Source organism: Bacillus sp. ISL-51, assembly GCF_018613535.1.
In the GTDB taxonomy this organism is placed as follows: Bacteria; Bacillota; Bacilli; order Bacillales; family Bacillaceae; genus Bacillus.
Window position 1 is genome coordinate 14,250 of the sequence record NZ_JAGGQB010000007.1, and the last position, 18,132, is coordinate 32,381.

Below are 18,132 nucleotides of genomic sequence, written 5' to 3' on the forward strand. Positions count from 1 at the left end.
TTTTCCCTCCATAATAAGCAATCTTTAATACCGTAACATGTTTGTAACAAGTCAAACAAACGGCATAATCCCTTCTATTTTGTATCATTACTTTAAAAACATCCCTGTGACTTATTTTCCTCTGTTATGCTTCTAAATACTCTCTAATCCTCCTTAATTAATATAAATTATGGGGAAAATTGAGCGTTTATCAGGTTTGAGAGCGTTTTCGCTAAATGTGTCGGCAACTGAATTTCCAACCTTATTTTACAAATAAAAGAACTTTTTTGAGATACTGTCCCATAAAGAACCGATTTTACCCTCTTTAAAAAGGGATTCATTGGAAATATTTAGACCGAACAATAAAAACCGGGCACCGCCCCAGGCTTTAATTTCCATATTAAACCATCTTTATTTAGAAAATTAGTCTCCGCGTCCTCCATGCCGGGCGAATTCCAATTCGTTTACTTTTCCCTTTACGGCAGCAAATTGTTGATTTTATTGATCTTAAATTCAGTAAGCCTTGCTCTAATGAAGAGGAGGAAATAGAAGCCCCCGTTCACAGCAGATTGTTCACATAAAAAAGCACCCAAAAAGGATGCTCAGTCCGCAAGCTCTGTCTGTTTCGTTTCTTTTCCAAAGACCAGTATACAGATGACCGCGATCAGAATCGCCGCGCAAAAGACGGTGAAAATGGCGGTAAACGAGACGTTCCGGGCTGCAAGCGAGCCGACGAGAAGCGGCCCGAATATGCCGCCGATTCTGCCGACGGCTGCCGTTGTGCCCGAACCGGTCGCACGAATCGCCGCCGGGTATTGCTCAGGTGTGTAAGCATAAAGCACACCCCACGCGCCGAGGTTAAAAAAGGATAACAGCATGCCGGCCGAAAGCAGCATTCCCAATGAGTCCGCCGCTCCGAAGAAATAAGCGCTGCCTGCCGTTCCCAGCAAATAAATCATTAAGATGCTTTTCCGCCCCGCTTTTTCAATCAGCCATGCAGCTGAGAAATATCCCGGAAGCTGGGCTAGTGTCATCAGCAGCACATATTCGAAGCTTTCAATCATGCTGAAGCCTTTCATCAGCATGACGCTCGGAAGCCACAAAAACATGCCGTAATAAGAAAAAACAACGCAAAACCACACGATAGACAGCATCGCCGTCGGGCGCACATATTGTTTCGTCCAAACACTTTTGACTTGGGCCCTCACGCTTTTCTTTTGCGCCGATAATGGCTGTTGCGCCGGTGATTCCGGCAGGCTTTTCCGCAAATAAAGCGCGTAAAATGCGGCAAGCGCCGTAATAAGAAGCGCTGTTTGCCAGCCGAACGCCGGGATCACGAAGTAAGAAATGAGAGCGGCAAGCAGCCAGCCGGCTGCCCAAAAGCTTTCAAGCAGCACGATGATCCTTCCCCGCTTCTCAGGAGCAGACGCTTCCGACACAAGCGTTGAGGCTACCGGAAGCTCTCCGCCAAGACCCATGCCAATCAGAAAGCGCAGGATGAGAAAGGCGGTTAAGCCCGTCGCGAAGGCGGAAATGCCGCTTCCGACAGAAAACAATAATAGCGTGATCATGAACACTTTTTTCCGCCCGATCCTGTCCGCCAGCATTCCGAATAAAAAGGCGCCCGCCGCCATCCCGATGGAATTGACACTGCCGATCCATTTCATTTGTTCAGGCGATAAGTTCCAATCGGCGTGAAGCGCCGCGATAATAAACGATAAAATTCCGACATCCATAGCGTCAAACAGCCATCCCATTCCGGCAATCGCGAGAAGCTTGCGCGGAGAAACAGGGGGTTGTTTTTTCATATTCAACACCTCAAATCGAAAATGATTACCGCCTAAGTTTACACTTGTCTTTACACATTGTCATTATATTTTTTTACGCAAAAAAACCCGCCTGCGCAAGGCGAGCGGGGTGCCGTTTAATTCTTTAAAACGGCGTTTTTAATATTATCCTGAAGCTGGAGAATCCGTTTCGCGCCGTCTTCTCTGAGGCGTTTGTTTTCTTCCTCGATTTGTTTGGTTTCCTGCATGCCGCTGACAATTGTATTCCATGAAGATTCAATCGTTTCAATATCAATGCTCGGGCGGCCGGCCATCCGGGCAATCTCAACGCTTTGTCTGGATATATTTTCCGCATTGCGTTTCAGCATTTCATTCGTGCGGCGGTCCAGCTCGCTCATTGAATCAGCCACAAGCTTTTGGCGTTTTACGGTGACGGCTTGAATAATGCCGTTTTTAAAGATCGGAATCGTGATGACGAAAGCGGAGTTAATTTTTCCGATCAGCTTCGTATTCCCGCGCTGGAGCAGACGGATTTGCGGGGCGGTTTGCAGCGCCACCATCCGCGCCATGTCTAGATCATATACGCGTTCTTCAAGCGCCTGAAGTCCGTTGCGCAGCGTATCAAGCTGCATTTGCGCAAGCTGGTTGCCTCCCGCCGCTTTTTCTTCATAGGAAGGGATAAGCGCCTGCATTTCCTCAAGCTTCATTTGGCCGGCAACAACATACTTTTCAAGCGCCATGTAGTAGTTAATGTTGTTTTCATACATCTCATCAAGCGTCTGATTCGTTTTCGCCATTTCATCTTTGTATTTCGAAATTTCAACGTGGATCTTTTCAATTTCTCCGCCAAGGGTGCGGTATTTTTGAAAGATTTTTTCAATCATGCTGTTTCCGCGTTTGAACATTTTAGCCAAAAATCCTTTCGGCTCGTCGAAATCATTTTTGTCAAAACGGTCCATGATTTTTCCAAGCTGCGTCAGCATTGTGCCTGAATCCGTGACGCTTGTGGTTTTCATCATATTTAAGATGCGGTCGGAAAACTTCGAGATTTCAACAGCGGGCTCTTTCCCGTACTCGAGCAGCTCCATTTGGTTTTTCACGTCAATTTGCTGCGCTATGTGCTGCACCTCAGGATCTTGGCGCAGCTGCAGTCTGATATCGTCAGCTTGTTGTTCAGAAATCTCTTCATTTTTATCAAGAACAAGCGGATTTTGATTTTCTGTGGTCATGTTTATTTACTCTCCCTGCTTTTGCGTAATGGTTCTAAACAGCTTCCTTACAAGTGACGGCTCCTTATATTCCTGCTGAAACACCATGTCCTCCAGCCAGTGGACGTCATATTGGTCTTCTTTTATATAATGCTCAATGTCCTGATGCCCCGGCGGATTGTACAAGATGATGTCGACGCCGATTTCATTCAAAAACAAAAGAGCGGCCGCGTCCGAACGCGTCAATTCTCCGCTGTGTTCCGTGTGATACAGAAGCAGCTTCGGAACGGTCTGCACGTAATCAAATGTTTGGATCAATTGCAGCAGTGAAGCGGGAAGGTTTGCCGCTTGGCGGAACAAATAAATACTGACATCCTTTTTCTGCTCCTGAGGCAAAGCCTTCAGCCCGGGATTTCTGCACATGTCAGACATCACATTGGCGATAGCGGTCTGCACGCCAGACGGCAGATGTTTATACTGCCAGATGTTGCTTTTTTTGAGCCTGTCCGCGTCAATGGCTCCGTCTTCATTTAAAACCTGGCTGTAATGGTATTGATAATTGGATTTGACCTCTTCTGTAAACGGAAACCGGCGGATCATGTGAGTTTCCTGATAATCTGCGACCGTATGCAGCCTGCTCCAATATTCTTTTGTATCTTTTGAGACACCCATCACCTTAGCAAAAAGGTTCGGAATCACAACCTTATCTCTGCCCGCCTTAAATTGCGGACGGATGAACGCCCGCTCCTTCGCGATGAGAAACAATTCATCATACGTTGTTTTTAATGTCACGGACTGCGGGGTGTGTTCTCTGAACTGCCACGGCTTATACATCATGGATTCTTCATGGTTCAGCACGTGCTCAAATTCTTTCGTCGACCGATAAGCAACCGTGGACGTCCTGTCCGGCTTTTCTTTCGGAAAAGGCTGGAGGCTGTTTACAGCGGGAAGCCTGATCGTGAAGCTGAGCTTCTGATCAGGGTCAATCATGCTGAACTGGTCCTCTGCCGCCGGGTGAAACAAAAGCACATCACAGCCGATCAGCATTACATAATAGAGAAAATAGAGCTGGCTTTTCGTCGCGTCTCCGTACCACACCACCTTCGGCATCTCACGCTCTATATCGGCCTGTTCGAGCCAAGGATTCAGGTGGTTCAGCGAAAACTTCGACACATCCAAAAGCACCCGGCGGAAATCGGGATCGTTCAGTCCCTTTTCATGCCGGTTTGCAAAGGTTTCCAAAAGCGTCATAAATGCAGTTCTCAGGCGGCGGTGCATCAGGGGATTCGTATGTTTTGCAAGCAGCCGGCCTCCGTCTAGAAACGCGACAAATCGGGATACGGAAAGCCCTTTTTCTTTTTGATTGATCATATGAATGTTTTGAAGCGCCTGAAACGTTTCCGGCGCGATCGTTTTATCAAGCGTTTCGCTTAAGACATGGATGTTTTGATGAGATGACAGCTCGTAAAGCTTATTGTAATACTCCGTTTCATCAAAAGGGGTGCCCAAAATCCGGCCGGCGAGCCGTGTAAAGGCCAGTCCGTTTTCCCGTTCATACGCGGGGCGTTCCGGCAGCGTCTGAAACAGGATGCTTTCCCAGTCATCGTTTTCCGGCTCAGCCTTATGGATCGCCAATTCTTCTTGCTTCATCATCTTCCTCCTTTCCTCTCTGTCATTCCGGTACAAAAAAGGAAGGAAATGAACTCTCCCTCCTTTTTTGTTTTATTCTTCTTTAGATGCAGCAGTTTGTTCCTGAACCTGCTTTTGTTTGTTGAAATAGTGAATGATAAACGTCACCACAAACGCAGCGATAATAATCAGGAAGAACAAAGCGTGCGGCATTTCATAACCAAAGGCGCTCCCCGCCATTTTTACGGCAATAATCCCGATTAACACAAAAGCCGTGTTCTCAAGCTCAGGAATCTTATCAATTAAAACGAGGAATACTTTTGCGACTGTACGCATCATGAGTATGCCGAGCATACCGCCGATCAAGAGCACCCATACTTTTTCCGATACCGCAAATGCGGCCAAAATGCTGTCTACAGAGAAGGCGAGATCCATTAATTCCACTGAAATAACAGTGGCCCAAAAAATCCCGAACGTACGGACCATCCAAGAATTTTTCTTCATGCCTTCCGTATCGTCGTCCCCTTCTCCGATCCAGAAATGCTTAATGACGAGCCAAGCCAGGTACAGTGCGCCAAGCACTTTAATCCACCAGAACTTAATGAGCAGCATTCCGATCCCGATAAAAATGAAACGGAAAAGGTATGCCCCGAACAAACCGTACGTTAATGCTTTTTTCCGCTGTTTTTCAGGCAGATGCCTTACCATAACCGCAAGCACTAATGCGTTGTCGGCCGACAGCAGGCCTTCTAAAAGAACCAAGGAACCGATCAGGCCCCACGATACAGGGTCAGTCAGCACCTCTCCCCACATTTTCCAATCAAAAAAGGAAGCGTAGGTCGACATAATATGATGTAAAAAATCCAAGTTTTTTCCTCCTATTTAGTAAAAACGGTAATTTCTCTATTACACTTGCAAGCCGTAATTCCGGCAAAGTGATGCCAAACCGCCGGAAAATCCGCTGCCGATAGCGTTAAATTTCCACTCGGCGCCGTGGCGGTACAGCTCACAAACAACAACAGCCGTTTCGATGGAAAAGTCCTCGCCTAAATCAAAACGGAGCAGTTCATTTTGATTGGCCTCATCAACGACGCGTACGAACGCGTTAGAGACTTGTCCAAAGTTTTGGCTGCGCGCTTCCGCATCATGAATCGTAACGGTGATGCCGATTTTTTCAATGTTTGCGGGTATATTAGAGAAGTCAACGATAATCTGCTCGTCGTCTCCTTCCCCCTCCCCCGTCCGGTTATCACCCGTATGGATGACGCCGCCGCTCGGGTGCTCCAGGTTATTGTAGAAAACAAAATCAAGATCATTTACACAGTTGTCATTGGCATCGACCAAAAAGGCCGACGCGTCAAGGTCAAAATCATGCCCTCCGGAGTACTTATTCGTATCCCAGCCTAAGCCGATCACCGCTTTTGTAAGCCCCGGATTCGTTTTTGTCAGATCAACACGCTGTCCTTTCGCCAATTGAATAGCCATGCTGCATCTCTCCCTTCTGTGTTTTGTATCTTTTAACCGATTTGCAGACCGTAGTCTGTCGCAATACGGGCCAGCCCGCCTTGGTAGCCTGAGCCGATCGCTGAAAATTTCCACTCGCCGTTATGTCTGTAAAGCTCACCCGCGATAATGGCTGTTTCAATTGAAAAATCTTCAGCCAGATCGTAGCGGATCAGCTCCTCATTTGTTTCTTCATTTACAATGCGCACAAACGCGTTAGACACTTGTCCGAAGTTTTGGCCGCGCGCTTCCGCTTCATGAATCGTGATGACGAATGAGATTCTGTCAATGCCGGCCGGCACCGCGCTCAAGTTGACTTTTACGCTTTCATCATCGCCCTCGCCCTGTCCTGTCAGGTTGTCGCCTGAATGTGCGACAGAGCCGTTTCCGCCTTCAAGCTGATTATAGAAAATAAAATCGTCAGGTGACGCGCATTTTCCTTCCGCATTTAAAAGAAAGACGCTTGAATCTAAATCAAAATCGTGTCCGCCGTCGTATTTATTCGTATCCCAGCCAAGACCGACAACGACTTTAGACAGGCCCGGGTTTGTTTTTGTCAAATCTACTTTTTGTCCTTTTGCCAATGAAATTGCCATGTTCACACTCTCCTTTTTCGGTTTATGCGTATCGGTTGACGATATCGCCTATTTTTGTATCATTTGTGCCTTCGCCCACAGCTGCGAATTTCCATTCGCCGTCCTGGCGGTAAATTTCAGCCGCGATCAGGCTTGTTCTGCCTGAATAGTTATCTCTTAAATTATAAGTGACTAGCTCTTCGCGGTTGGCCTGGTCAACGACGCGGATAAACGCGTTTTGAATCATCCCGAAGTCCTGTTTTCTTCTGACACAGTCGTAAATGTTGACGACAAAGACAAGCTTATTAATATGCGCAGGCACTTTCGCCAAATCTACGAGAATTTGTTCATCATCGCCGTCACCGTCGCCCGTCAGGTTATCACCCGTATGTACGACACCGCCGCAGCGGCTTTTCAGACTGCCGAAATAGATGACGTTTTTACTGTCTGTCATTTTATCATTTTCAAGCATCAGTACTGAAGCGTCACAGTCGATATCAGCACCGCCTCCGCCGAACAGCTTTCCAAAGAAACCGCCGCCTGATGACACCGGATCCCAGCCAAGACCTACTAACAGTTTTGACAGGCCGGCTTTTCCTTTTGTTAAATCAATCCGCTGTCCTTTTTCTAAAGAGATCGCCATATGATTCACTCCTATTCTTAAAGGTGCCTATAAGCACGTTACGTGTACGCAATTTTACGATTTTCCGGGACAAGAATCCCGGAGTTTAATTATATATACGTCTTTTATTATAGCAAAGTTTCATAAAACATCAGAAATTTTGACGAAAAACCGCGAAAAAAACCGGCCTAAACGGCAGACAAAGAAATTGACGGCGGCGAATGATTTTTCCTATCCTTGTATCAATACGATTTGAGAAAGGGGCAGTCGATTGATTGAATTAAGCATACTTGATCAGGCGCCTATATCCAAAGGAAACGGGCCTGCCGATACGCTCCGGCATTCGGCGGAGCTCGCCCGCCTTAGTGAAGGCTGGGGCTATAAGCGGTACTGGTTTGCTGAGCATCACAGTACAAGAGGGCTTGCGAGTGTTGCCCCGGAAATTATGATAGCCCATATTGCGGCTTGCACGAAATCGATCCGCGTCGGCTCAGGAGGTGTTCTTCTGCCGCAGTACAGCCCATATAAAGTTGCGGAAACGTTCCGGCAGCTTGAGGCGCTGTATCCGAACAGGATTGATCTCGGAGTCGGCCGCTCCCCCGGCGGCACGACAAAAACCCGGCTCGCCCTGACTGACGGGGTCAAGAAAAGCATGACCGAGTTCAGCAGGCAGCTTCAGGATTTGTCTTACTTTCTGACAGATTCGATCCCGTCAGATCACGCTTACTCAGGAATCAAAACAGCGCCGCTTATCGAAACGGCGCCTGAACTATGGGTGCTCGGCCTCGGAGAAAACAGCGCCAGACGCGCGGCTCAGCAGGGGGCGGGCTATGTATTCGGCCATTTCATCAACCCGGAACGCGGGGAGAAATTCTGCCAGGTCTATCGGGACAGCTTTCGGGCCTCCGCCCATTTCGCCGCTCCCGCACTGCTGTTTGCCGTCTTTGTCATCTGCGCAGCCACGGATGAGGAAGCCGAGGAGCTTGCATTAAGTCAGGATTTGTGGCTGCTCCGGGTCGGGAAAGGGACGGACAGCCGCGTGCCGGACATCGCAGAAGCCAAAGCATATCCGTATTCGGAGGCTGACCGTAAGCAAATAGAAGAAAACAGGAAGCGGATGGTAATCGGTTCGCCGGCGACAGTAAAACGCCGCCTGCTTGAGCTTGCAACACGATATGGCACAGAAGAAATCATGGTGCTTTGCAACGTTTTTGATGTCGAAGCGAAAAAAGAAACGTATGAGCGGCTTGCAAAGTTGTTTCTATAAAAAAGGCCGTTAAAAACGGAGCAGCAGTTTCCAGAGAAAGATAAACTGCTGCTCCGCATTAACGGCGGTTTTTTCGTTCTTTTCCTTTTTTAAACGCATTCCAAATCCCCTGCAGCGTAAAGCCGAGCAGAAGCAGAATGATTAACAGCAATGTGATCGACGGCCCCGGAGGCGTTCCGAGCTGGTAGGAAGAAGTCAGCCCCGTGAACACGCTGAACAGAGAAATGATAATCGCTGCCGCAAACACCCATTTAAAGCCTTTGGCGATACGGATGGCAAAGGCTGCGGGCAATACGAGCAGCGCGGAAACGAGCAGCACGCCGATAATCGGGATAATAACCGAAATCGCAAGTCCCGTCACGATGCTGAAAGACATCGAAAGCAGATTCGTATTAATGCCGGACGTCTTAGCGGTCGCTTCGTCAAAGGTGAGCAGATACAGCGGCCTGTTCAGAATAATGAAATAGAGCAAAATCAACAGGGTAATGCCGCCGATAATATACACTTGCTGCTGGCTGACCGTCACAAGCGAGCCGAATAAGTATTGGTCTATGCTCATCGCCGACCCGCCTTTTGACAGGCTGATCAGAAACATCGCAAATGACAGGCCGGCCGCCATTAAGATTGCGATAGACACCTCTGAATATGTACGGTATGCCCGCCGCATGTATTCAATGCCGATCGCCCCGATGGTGACGACGACGATACTGGCTGCCGTAATATTCGTACTGAGAAAAAAACCGATGGCAACACCCGACAATGAAATGTGTGACAGCGTATCCGCCATCAGCGCCTGTCTTCTCAGCACGAGATATACACCTAATATCGGCGCGATAATGCCGATCATACTTCCCGCTAGAAAAGCTCGTCGCATGAATTCCAAGTCAAACATTTCCATCCGCCTTTTTCCCCCCTCTCAAGTCTTATCACTTTATCTAAGTATTTCTGTACTTCGTTTTGTTCGTGTGTCACCATCACGACGGTGCGGTTGTGGTTTTTCACCTGATGATGCATAAATTCGTAGAAGCCCTGTCTGCTTTCGTAATCAACTGCTGTTGTCGGTTCATCAAGCATCAGCAGATCAGGATTGCTCGCAAGCATTCTCGCAATGCAGATCTTTTGCTTCTGCCCGCCTGAGAGATCTCCGATTTTCCGGTGGCGAAGCTCCCACATTTCCACCATTTTCAGCGCATTTTCCACTTCATGATGATCCGTTTCATTCAAGCGCTTAAACCATTTTCCTTTCGTATAGCGGCCTGACTGCACAAGCTCGAGGACCGTACTCGGGAATCCGGCGTTAAATGAAGAAATCTGCTGCGGAACATAGCCGATCGTCAGGCGTTTGCCAGCTTCATTTTTTTTGCTGATCTCGGCCGTGCCTTCCCAAGGTCTGAGCATGCCGAGCATCACTTTCATCAGCGTCGATTTTGACGCGCCGTTCGGGCCTGTAATACCGACGAATTCGCCGCTTTCAATTTCCAGCGACACGCCGTCAAGCACAGGTGTATGTGAATAACCAAAAACGATATCCTTTAATGTAACGAGATTCATGCTGACCTTCCTTTCCCGCATAGAAATAGTGTGCACCCTGCGGCGCACACTATGTTTATTTAACCAATAGCGAATCTTTCAATGCATCAAGGTTTTTCTCCATAATGTCGATGTAACCTATGCCTTTATCCCGTTCTTTTTGGCTTAAACCTTCCAGTGTATTGAGCACTTCCGTTTTCGCGCCAATTTCACCGGCAAGTGTATTTGCAACTTTAGGCGAGGCGACTTCTTCAAAATAAATGATCTTCACATCATGCTGTTTCGCAAACGTTTTAAGCTCGGCTAATTTGGCTGCGCTCGGTTCCTCTTCAGGAGAGAGGCCTGCAATCGCAACCTGTTTTAAACCGTATTCCTTAGCAAGGTAGCCGAATGCCGCGTGCTGTGTAATCAATTCTTTTTTCGCCGCTTTATTTAGTGTTGTACGGTATAGTTTATCAAGATCTTTCAGTTTTGCAATATATTCTTCACTATTTTTCTCATAGTATGCCCTGTTCTTCGGATCTTGTTTGACGATTTGCGCCGTAATGTTTTTGACTTCTTTTTGCGCAAGCACCGGGCTGAGCCATACGTGAGAGTCCATGCTGCGGCTGTGGTCGTGCCCCTCTTCCTCTTCATCCGATCCTTCTATTAAATCAATGCCTTTTGACGCCTTTACAAATGCCGCATGGTCGGCGCCCATGCTTTTTTCCGCTGACGGAACCCACGTTTCCATATACGTGCTGTTATAAACAAAGAGATCGGCGTTTTGAATGCTCGCGATATCCTTCGGGGTCGGCTCCCAATCATGAGGTTCAACCGAAGACGGAATAAGCATATCTACATCGCCTTTGTCCTTTACGATTTGTTTCGTGAATTCGTACATTGGATAAAATGTCGTCACGACGTGCAATTTGCCGCTTTTTTTATCTGAGGACCCTGATGAACCTTTTGACGATGAGCTGCCGCAAGCTGCAACAACTAAAAAGCATGCCGCAATGATCATAAAGCCGCTCCATTTTTTAAACATGATGTATCCCCCTATTCCACAAATCAGAATGATGACGATTTTCGAACTGTACTTACGCATTCATTTCTTACCTATACCATAATAAAACGAAGTAATTACGTTTTGCAAGATATTTTTTTCAAAAGGGGAGAATTTCCGGGCGGATTCAATCTATTTATATTGGGCCCCGCAAAGCAAAAGGAAGCGCCCCCCGTTACAAAAAATCGGGGACGGCGTCCTTCCACCGTCATTTGCCGTTACGTGTTCCCCCCTGTTTTTTAAAGGCCTATTTCCTTTGTCACCCTTATCCAAACAAAAAAGAGAAGGTTTCCCTTCTCTTTTATCGTTCAAGCTGAGACGGATAAAGCGTCATGCCGCCATCTACAAAAAGCGTCGTTCCGGTGACATAACTCGCTTCTTCCGATGCCATCCAAGCGGCGGCGGCCGCGACTTCCTCCGGTTTTCCGAAGGCGTTCATCGGAATTTTTTTCAGCTGGGCTTGTTTATGTTTTTCTTCTTGAAGATCCGTATTTGACTCCGTGGCGATTGTGCCGGGGGCAATGGCATTCACCCGGATGCCTTTGTCGGCGTAATTGAGCGCCATTGTTTCTGTCATCATTTTCAATCCGCCTTTTGACGTTGCGTACTGCACGTTTTCAGGCCGCGGGATTTGCTGATGGACGCTCGATATGTTTAAGACCGTTCCTTTTTTCTTGCGGTCCATCATATGTTTGAGGGCGGCTTTTGCCCCAAGAAAGGTGCCGGTCACGTTGACGTCGATGACCTTTTGCCAATCCTCTATGCTCATTTCATGAGGCATCGCTTCAGCTCCGTTAAAGCCTGAGTTATTCACCATGACGTCTACATCGCCGAAATGCTCTGATGCCGCATCAAAAAGCGCCTGAATTCCTTCCTCAGAGGATACATCGGCTTTCACTGTGACCGCCCGGCCTCCCGCTTTCTTAATCGCGTCTGCGGCTTCCTCCGCACCGGCTGGATCGCTGCGGTAATTCACCACAACATTCATCTTTTCTTTGCCGAAGCGTTCGGCGATGGCTTTTCCGATGCCTTTTGAAGAACCCGTTACAATTGCTGTTTTTCCTTGTAAATCCTGATACATCGTCTTTCCTCCCTGCCGTTTATACAGACCATGTACCCGGTTTTTTTTGCATGAAAACAAATGAGATCATAAAAAGAACGCTGAAAGCCTGAGCTCCCTGCGTTCTTCCCTGCCATTACGCATAAGTGTTCATTTGCAGCCTCTTTTGCACATCCACAAGCCTGCTGAAGAAATAAGATGCCGCTTTGTAGTTTTCCCGTTTATGAAAGAAATGGGCCGCGTCCTGAAGAAGCTCCTCTGTATCAGCCAATAGCTGCTTTGACTCCAATTTATCAAACAGCTCTTTCAGCAAATCCTGTCCGCCGTCTCCGCCATACAGTTCCTTAATCAGACAGAATTTCGTCAAGTAAATGTCATCGCCCCAATCGGCTGCGCTTTTTATACCCCGTTCATAGCTGGCAGCAGCTTCACTGTACTTTTCCGCTTTAAAATAAATATGTGTGAGTGAAAAAACAGCTTGGATGACCTGCTGGAAGCTGTGCGCTTCAAAAACGGCGGCCGCTTTTTCAAAGTAATCCGCCGCCTTGCAAAAGTCACCCAAACTGTACATACAGTGCCCGATGTTATAATGGGCCGCAGCGATCATATAATCATCATCAAGCCGCTCCGCGTGCTCTAAGGCGCATTCGAGGTACTCCAGCGCTTTTTCATGCTGCTGGGCGTCCATCAAATTTCCGGCAATGATAAATTTACACTGCACCCTTCTCATTCCGTATAATTCATACTTCTTATAAATATCAAGCGCCTGCCCCGCATAATTCATAGAAAAAAAAGTCTGCTTGATATGGTAGTACACCTCAGAAATTTTATACAGAAACTCGGCCTTCTCTATGTCATCTTCCACATATTCAAGTTTTTCCTCAGCATGCTTATAATGAGAAATCGCTGAGATGAAGTTTTTTTGCTTAAATTCATACATTCCCCTGAAATAGTAAAAATAATATTCCAATAAGCCGGTGAGCTTTTGCTGGTTCATCTCAATCTCAGTCAGCATATCAGAGAACGGAGGCTGGCTGTCGTTTTCTTTCATCGGTTTTAATTTATCCAGCATGATACGGTGCCGGAATTCCATTAATGAAAAATACAATAGTAAATCCTGATTCTCTTCCATGTCTTCCAGTTCATATTCGATCTCCCGCTTTAATGTTTCGGCTTTATCAGCTTCAAACGCGCGGATCAGTTTATACCATTCATTCATCTTTACTGCTACTTCTTCAGATGGAATCTTGGATTTCATACATCTGCCCCCTTCCTCTGGCTACTAATTATGTTATATTTTATCATAGCAAATTTAATACAGAGAGCAAACACAGATTTTAACCGCTTAAGAAAGAGAGTTTTCATCATGACATTACCAGTTAAAATAGCAGTACTCCTGATGGCCTTCTTTTCAGCAGACCTTTGTTATTCTTATGTGCAGAAGGAAATGAGGCCTCAAACTGCATTAAAAGAAAGAGACGTTCCGGCCGCTCTTCATCCGCTCGTTAAGCAGAATGCGGAGATATTGCAGACCGCCGCTGCGAAAAAAGGCATAACCGTGGTCATCACAGAGGGTTTCAGATCAGTTGAGGAACAAAACGAATTGTACCGCCAAGGACGCTCAAAAAAAGGGAAAATCGTCACCTGCGCAAAAGGCGGGGAATCATATCACAATTACGGCCTTGCCATTGACTTCGCCCTGCAAAAAAAGGATGGAAGCCTTTTATGGGATATGACGTACGACGGCAACCATAACGGCACGCCGGATTGGCTTGAGGTCGTGTCGATTGCCAAAAAGCTCGGTTTTCAATGGGGAGGCGATTGGAGAAACTTTAAAGACTATCCTCATTTACAAATGATCCCTGGCTAATAAAACCTTTTCTTTTTCCGCTTTTGTGCGTCAATATACGGAGGATACACGGGCCTGTAGACAAGCTTATACCCTTGTCCGCCGGCCGGCGTGAACTCGCGCTGCCATTCCAGCTGCAGGTGAAAGTCAGATAAGAACGCGGCTTTTGCTTCTTCTGGTGAAACGGCCGGTATCGGATTAATAGATTCTAGTTGCTCCGGGTCAATATCCGGCGCCATATAAGCTTCCACAAGCCCCGTCACGGGACTGACGAGAATTCGCGCAGCGCCGAATCGGAGCGGAATGCCTTGATGCCATACAGAAAAATGGAAGCGGAACCTGCCCCTTCCGTCAATCCGAAGCGGATTCAGTTTAAAAAACTCGACTGCCCTCGGATAGAGCGCATATAAAAATTGAAGCGCGACGGCCTCACACTCTTCTTCGGAATAAAAAGCCGGGCCCTGAGGCTCAATAAAAGATTTAAAGGCTGTCATCTTCCCGGTTTTTTTGTCCGTTTTCATCTTCATTGTGTTTTTGTTGCTGCTTTCGAAATAACTTTCAATGCTCAAATCTTTTCGTTCCGGAACTGATCCTTTCCGCCATGTTGTACCGATCTCATCTCCGAGATCCCGCTCGCGCGTTTGGATCATATCAGCGGTAAAACCCATCATTTCATACAGGCTCATTTCCCGCTTTTTTTTCAGCTCCGGCAGCGGTTTCGCCTTTTCGACCCTTTCATCGCACAGATGCTGATCCGGAACGATATCGTCCTCTCCGGCAGGATAACTGTATGCAGGCAATATCGGTTCATAGACAAGACGGGGCGTTTTTTCAAAGTTAACAACGTCATACACGAGCTTAAACGTAAGCTCGCTCATATAGTGGGAAACGGCTTTCTCCTGATCAACAAACTGCTCAGGAATAAGGGCCTCTCCCTTCTCTCCGTAATACAGAAATTGAACGACGAAGCCGCTGTTCGTCAAATCAACGAAAAAACCCGAATCGGGAAGCGGCCGATCAAGCACTTTTTTTGAATAAATAAAACGAATGCGCCCATTTCGTTCTTCCCTCGTCTGAAAGGTGAATTTCATAAAGGTAAGCGGATGGTGCCCGGCCGCAAACCGAAGAGCCGTCAGCTTTAATTCCGCGTCTGACAGCTGGATGTCTGAACTCGGACAGTCCGTGCGTGAATACGTAAGCAAAGATCCGTCCTCTCCCAGTTCAATCGTTACCGTTTTGTCTGAATAATAAGGGTCTTTCCATATAAAATAGGCTTTCGTCTTTTGTTTTTCGTCATAATCTTCTATTTCAAGCTCATAGTACGGCGGTATATTCCCGATCTCCAGCGCTTTTTTTCTCAGATGTTCTTTCAGCAATGAAGTCATCCTTTCAAAAGAGTGTACAAAAAGAACTGTGTTTTATTATATAAAAATGCCCTTCTTCTTTTAAAGGGAAGAAAGGTCCTTTTATGTGTCTATTTTTAGCAGAGCGGGAAAAGTTTCGAGCTCAGGACGGCAGTTTCTGATTCGAATTTCACGCACAGCATGATGCCACAGGATCAAAGATGCGACTTTCAGCCTATCGAACTCGTAATGGCTCTGCCTGTATGAGCCTCTATAAAGTGAGGGTAAATCGGCTTGTATACGAGACGGTATGTATTCTGACCGCTGCCGTCATTATACCTGTCCCAAGCCAGTTCCACCCTGATCGCTTCCAGAATGGCCGCCTTTGCCCCTTCCTTCGTCAATGAAGGGACCGGGTCAATGTGCTCAAGCTTTGCCGGGTCTATTTCCGGCGGCATATAACATCTGATGCGTCCCGTCTTTTTACTGACACAGATTCTCGACTCTCCGAAGCGGAAAGAAACCCCGCCCGTCTCTGCTTTGAATGTAAACCCAGCATTCTCCTGCTCATCGTCCCATTCATCATATTGAATTCGGAAATACTGATCCGCTTCCGGAAACATCGCAAACAGAAACCGAAGTGCAGCGTTCTCACAATCCGCTTCTGAAAGCACCGGTTCGCCTTCTTCACGGATAAAGGACATCACTCCGGCAAGCCTGCCGGATTCTTTACCATATATTGTTTTTAATACATGTTCAGTCCGGTGCTTAAACAGACTCTCTAAGCTTTTACCGTCCCGGGCTTCTTCTGTTTTATCAGGACGCCAGACGATGCCGATTCGGCCGTCCCCAAGATCTGTTTCTCTATCTTTATAAAACCCGGCATGCAGCCCGATCATGTCATTCACACTGATATTTTCGGTTACATGTTCAGGGCGTGAAAGCGGAACATAAGGTCGCGTTTCGGGTTCTATTTCATCACACTCTTCTTTTTCTTCATCCAAGTCGGCCGAAATCGGACGGAGCGGAATTATTGGTTCATAAACGAGATGCGGCTTGTCATCCCCCTGCTCATAAACGGTATGATTCAGAACGGTGAAGAGCAGCTCAACATCAATATCTTTCACAAAATGAGCCAATGCCTTCTGTTTGTCCGCAATATGCCCGGGTCTCATCAATTGATCCGCCTTCCCCTGATAACAAAAATCGGTTACCTCCCCCGTCAAAGACAGATTGACGTAAAACCCGGTCAGCGGGAGCGGCAGACCGTCAGCCATCTGAACATATGAATATCTCACTTTATCATCACATGCAGGGCTGTTCTCTTCCCGTTCAAATTCAGCTGCCGCCCCCGGATAATGTGTCTCTGTAAATTCAAGCATCCGTTTTTCAATTTCCCGATCGGGGAGGGGAGGCTGATCGGTTTGGGGAGCTGGACGGGACAAGTATTTCAGCTTTCCGTCCGGGTCTAACTCCACCATGATACCGCTGTCTTCATCCCCCTTATTACTCCACCAAAACAGCGCACGTTCCTCATCATAATCCTCCGCGTCCATCTGATAATGAGCCGGAACGTTTCCAATCCGGGCTGCCATCTGTTGTAATTTCTCTCTCTTCATATGAACACTTCCTTATCTGCGAAAAAAGAATAGTTAAAAGGAAATAGCCCGTGCTATTTCCTCTTTTTGTTTTACTGGAAAATGTCACTGATATACTGCGTCTCATCCTCGGTTAATTGAACGTCGAGGGCGTTCAGGTTGTTTTTCAGCTGGTCAGAGCGTTTGGCGCCGGGAATGATCGCGTCAACCGCCGGCCTTGATAACAGCCAGGCAAGGGCGATATGCGCCGTTTGCGTTCCTTTTTCTTCGGCGACGGCTTTCAGCTTGTCGACTTTCTCCAGATTTTGAAGAAACGTCTCTCCCTGGAATTGCGGATTATCCTTTCGGATGTCGTCAAATGCCGCGTCTTTTGTGAACTTTCCTGTCAGCAGGCCGGACGCGAGCGGGAAATACGGGATAAAGGAGATGCCGTTCTTTTCACAGTAAGGCAGCAGTTCCTTTTCCGCGTCGCGGTGGATCAGCGAGTATTCGGATTGAAAGACCTCTAAATAGCCGTCGGCGTTAAACTCCTGCAATTGCTGAAAATCAAGGTTGGAGGCGCCGATCGCTTTAATTTTCCCTTCATCCTTCAGTTCTTTTAATGTGCCTGCCACCTCGGACATCGGCGTTTTGCCGTCAGGGAAATGGACATAATACAAATCAATCACATCCGTCTTCAGCCGCTTGAGGCTTTTTTCCACTTCTCCCCGAAGAAATTCGCGGCTGTTGTCCAGTTCGATTTGTCCGTTAACCTCTTTATGCGCACCCTTTGAGGCAATAACCAGCCTGTCCCTGGCGCCGCGTTCCTGCACGACCTCTCCGATTAACTCCTCAGAACGCCCTAAGCCGTATATAAAGGCTGTATCAATAAAATTCACACCGCCATCCAAAGCGGTGCGGACGAGATCTTTCCCCGTCTCATCATTCAGATTCGGAAACAGATTATGTCCCCCGACCGCATTCGCGCCAAACCCGATTCGCTTCACCTGTAAATTTGTCCTGCCCAACGCACGTGTCTGCTCCATTGTTCATTCCCCTTCCTGAAAGCATCTCCTTTTATTATTAGATAGATGGAATTTATTATCCTGCCTGCGGAAGAAATCAGCATGTCAAACCAACAGAAAAAAACCTTGAAGA

17 protein-coding genes are annotated in these 18,132 nt (G+C 47.2%); 2 read left to right on the forward strand and 15 right to left on the reverse strand.

Annotated features, from left to right (window positions below; genetic code table 11):
- Positions 1-581 precede the first annotated feature (581 nt).
- The 7 genes from J7E26_RS11680 to J7E26_RS11710 all read right to left on the reverse strand — a co-directional run bounded on the left by J7E26_RS11680 (position 582) and on the right by J7E26_RS11710 (position 7,324).
- On the reverse strand, positions 582-1,787 hold the full coding sequence (locus J7E26_RS11680; RefSeq protein ID WP_214804126.1) for an MFS transporter: 1,206 nt from the start codon (positions 1,785-1,787) through the stop codon (positions 582-584).
- Between the two features lie 116 nt (positions 1,788-1,903).
- Positions 1,904-2,995, reverse strand: a complete 1,092-nt coding sequence (locus J7E26_RS11685) for a toxic anion resistance protein (protein WP_214804127.1) — start codon at positions 2,993-2,995, stop codon at positions 1,904-1,906.
- Between the two features lie 6 nt (positions 2,996-3,001).
- Positions 3,002-4,624, reverse strand: coding sequence for a YceG family protein (locus J7E26_RS11690; protein WP_214804128.1), 1,623 nt, complete (start codon positions 4,622-4,624; stop codon positions 3,002-3,004).
- Between the two features lie 72 nt (positions 4,625-4,696).
- The gene (locus J7E26_RS11695; protein WP_214804129.1) at positions 4,697-5,470 is read right to left on the reverse strand and encodes a TerC family protein; all 774 of its coding nucleotides are present in this window, start codon (positions 5,468-5,470) and stop codon (positions 4,697-4,699) included.
- Between the two features lie 39 nt (positions 5,471-5,509).
- A complete protein-coding gene (locus tag J7E26_RS11700) occupies positions 5,510-6,088 on the reverse strand; it encodes a TerD family protein (RefSeq protein WP_214804130.1) in 579 nt (192 codons plus the stop codon).
- 32 nt (positions 6,089-6,120) lie between these two features.
- Positions 6,121-6,702, reverse strand: a complete 582-nt coding sequence (locus J7E26_RS11705; RefSeq protein WP_214804131.1) for a TerD family protein — start codon at positions 6,700-6,702, stop codon at positions 6,121-6,123.
- 22 nt (positions 6,703-6,724) lie between these two features.
- Positions 6,725-7,324, reverse strand: a complete 600-nt coding sequence (locus tag J7E26_RS11710) for a TerD family protein (protein ID WP_214804132.1) — start codon at positions 7,322-7,324, stop codon at positions 6,725-6,727.
- Between the two features lie 250 nt (positions 7,325-7,574).
- Between J7E26_RS11710 and J7E26_RS11715 the strand changes: the two genes are divergently transcribed.
- Positions 7,575-8,570, forward strand: a complete 996-nt coding sequence (locus J7E26_RS11715) for an LLM class flavin-dependent oxidoreductase (RefSeq protein ID WP_214813330.1) — start codon at positions 7,575-7,577, stop codon at positions 8,568-8,570.
- 58 nt (positions 8,571-8,628) lie between these two features.
- Here the strand turns inward: J7E26_RS11715 and J7E26_RS11720 are convergent, their stop codons facing one another.
- From J7E26_RS11720 to J7E26_RS11740, 5 genes are all read right to left on the reverse strand, one after another.
- On the reverse strand, positions 8,629-9,468 hold the full coding sequence (locus J7E26_RS11720) for a metal ABC transporter permease (protein WP_214804134.1): 840 nt from the start codon (positions 9,466-9,468) through the stop codon (positions 8,629-8,631).
- Positions 9,426-10,121 carry a metal ABC transporter ATP-binding protein gene (locus tag J7E26_RS11725; protein ID WP_214804135.1) on the reverse strand — a complete coding sequence of 232 codons (696 nt, stop codon included), beginning with the start codon at positions 10,119-10,121 and terminating at the stop codon, positions 9,426-9,428. Before J7E26_RS11725 ends, J7E26_RS11720 begins: the two co-directional genes overlap by 43 nt.
- Before the next feature lie 55 nt (positions 10,122-10,176).
- Positions 10,177-11,127 carry a metal ABC transporter substrate-binding protein gene (locus J7E26_RS11730; protein WP_214813333.1) on the reverse strand — a complete coding sequence of 317 codons (951 nt, stop codon included), beginning with the start codon at positions 11,125-11,127 and terminating at the stop codon, positions 10,177-10,179.
- Between the two features lie 319 nt (positions 11,128-11,446).
- Positions 11,447-12,226: a glucose 1-dehydrogenase gene (locus J7E26_RS11735; protein WP_214813335.1), complete on the reverse strand. Its 780-nt coding sequence runs from the start codon at positions 12,224-12,226 to the stop codon at positions 11,447-11,449.
- Between the two features lie 115 nt (positions 12,227-12,341).
- The gene (locus tag J7E26_RS11740) at positions 12,342-13,463 is read right to left on the reverse strand and encodes a response regulator aspartate phosphatase (RefSeq protein ID WP_214813336.1); all 1,122 of its coding nucleotides are present in this window, start codon (positions 13,461-13,463) and stop codon (positions 12,342-12,344) included.
- A gap of 108 nt (positions 13,464-13,571) precedes the next feature.
- Here J7E26_RS11740 and J7E26_RS11745 point away from each other — a divergent pair, with 108 nt between their 5' ends.
- Positions 13,572-14,075, forward strand: a complete 504-nt coding sequence (locus tag J7E26_RS11745) for a M15 family metallopeptidase (RefSeq protein ID WP_214804139.1) — start codon at positions 13,572-13,574, stop codon at positions 14,073-14,075.
- On the opposite strand, the gene J7E26_RS11750 is transcribed toward J7E26_RS11745, so the two are convergent.
- The 3 genes from J7E26_RS11750 to J7E26_RS11760 form a co-directional block, all read right to left on the reverse strand.
- Positions 14,072-15,430, reverse strand: coding sequence for a YcdB/YcdC domain-containing protein (locus tag J7E26_RS11750; protein ID WP_214813337.1), 1,359 nt, complete (start codon positions 15,428-15,430; stop codon positions 14,072-14,074). The genes J7E26_RS11745 and J7E26_RS11750 overlap by 4 nt on opposite strands.
- Positions 15,431-15,627: 197 nt before the next feature.
- Positions 15,628-17,016, reverse strand: coding sequence for a YcdB/YcdC domain-containing protein (locus tag J7E26_RS11755; protein ID WP_214813338.1), 1,389 nt, complete (start codon positions 17,014-17,016; stop codon positions 15,628-15,630).
- A gap of 71 nt (positions 17,017-17,087) precedes the next feature.
- Positions 17,088-18,020, reverse strand: coding sequence for an aldo/keto reductase (locus tag J7E26_RS11760; RefSeq protein WP_214813340.1), 933 nt, complete (start codon positions 18,018-18,020; stop codon positions 17,088-17,090).
- Between the last annotated feature and the right edge of the window lie 112 nt (positions 18,021-18,132).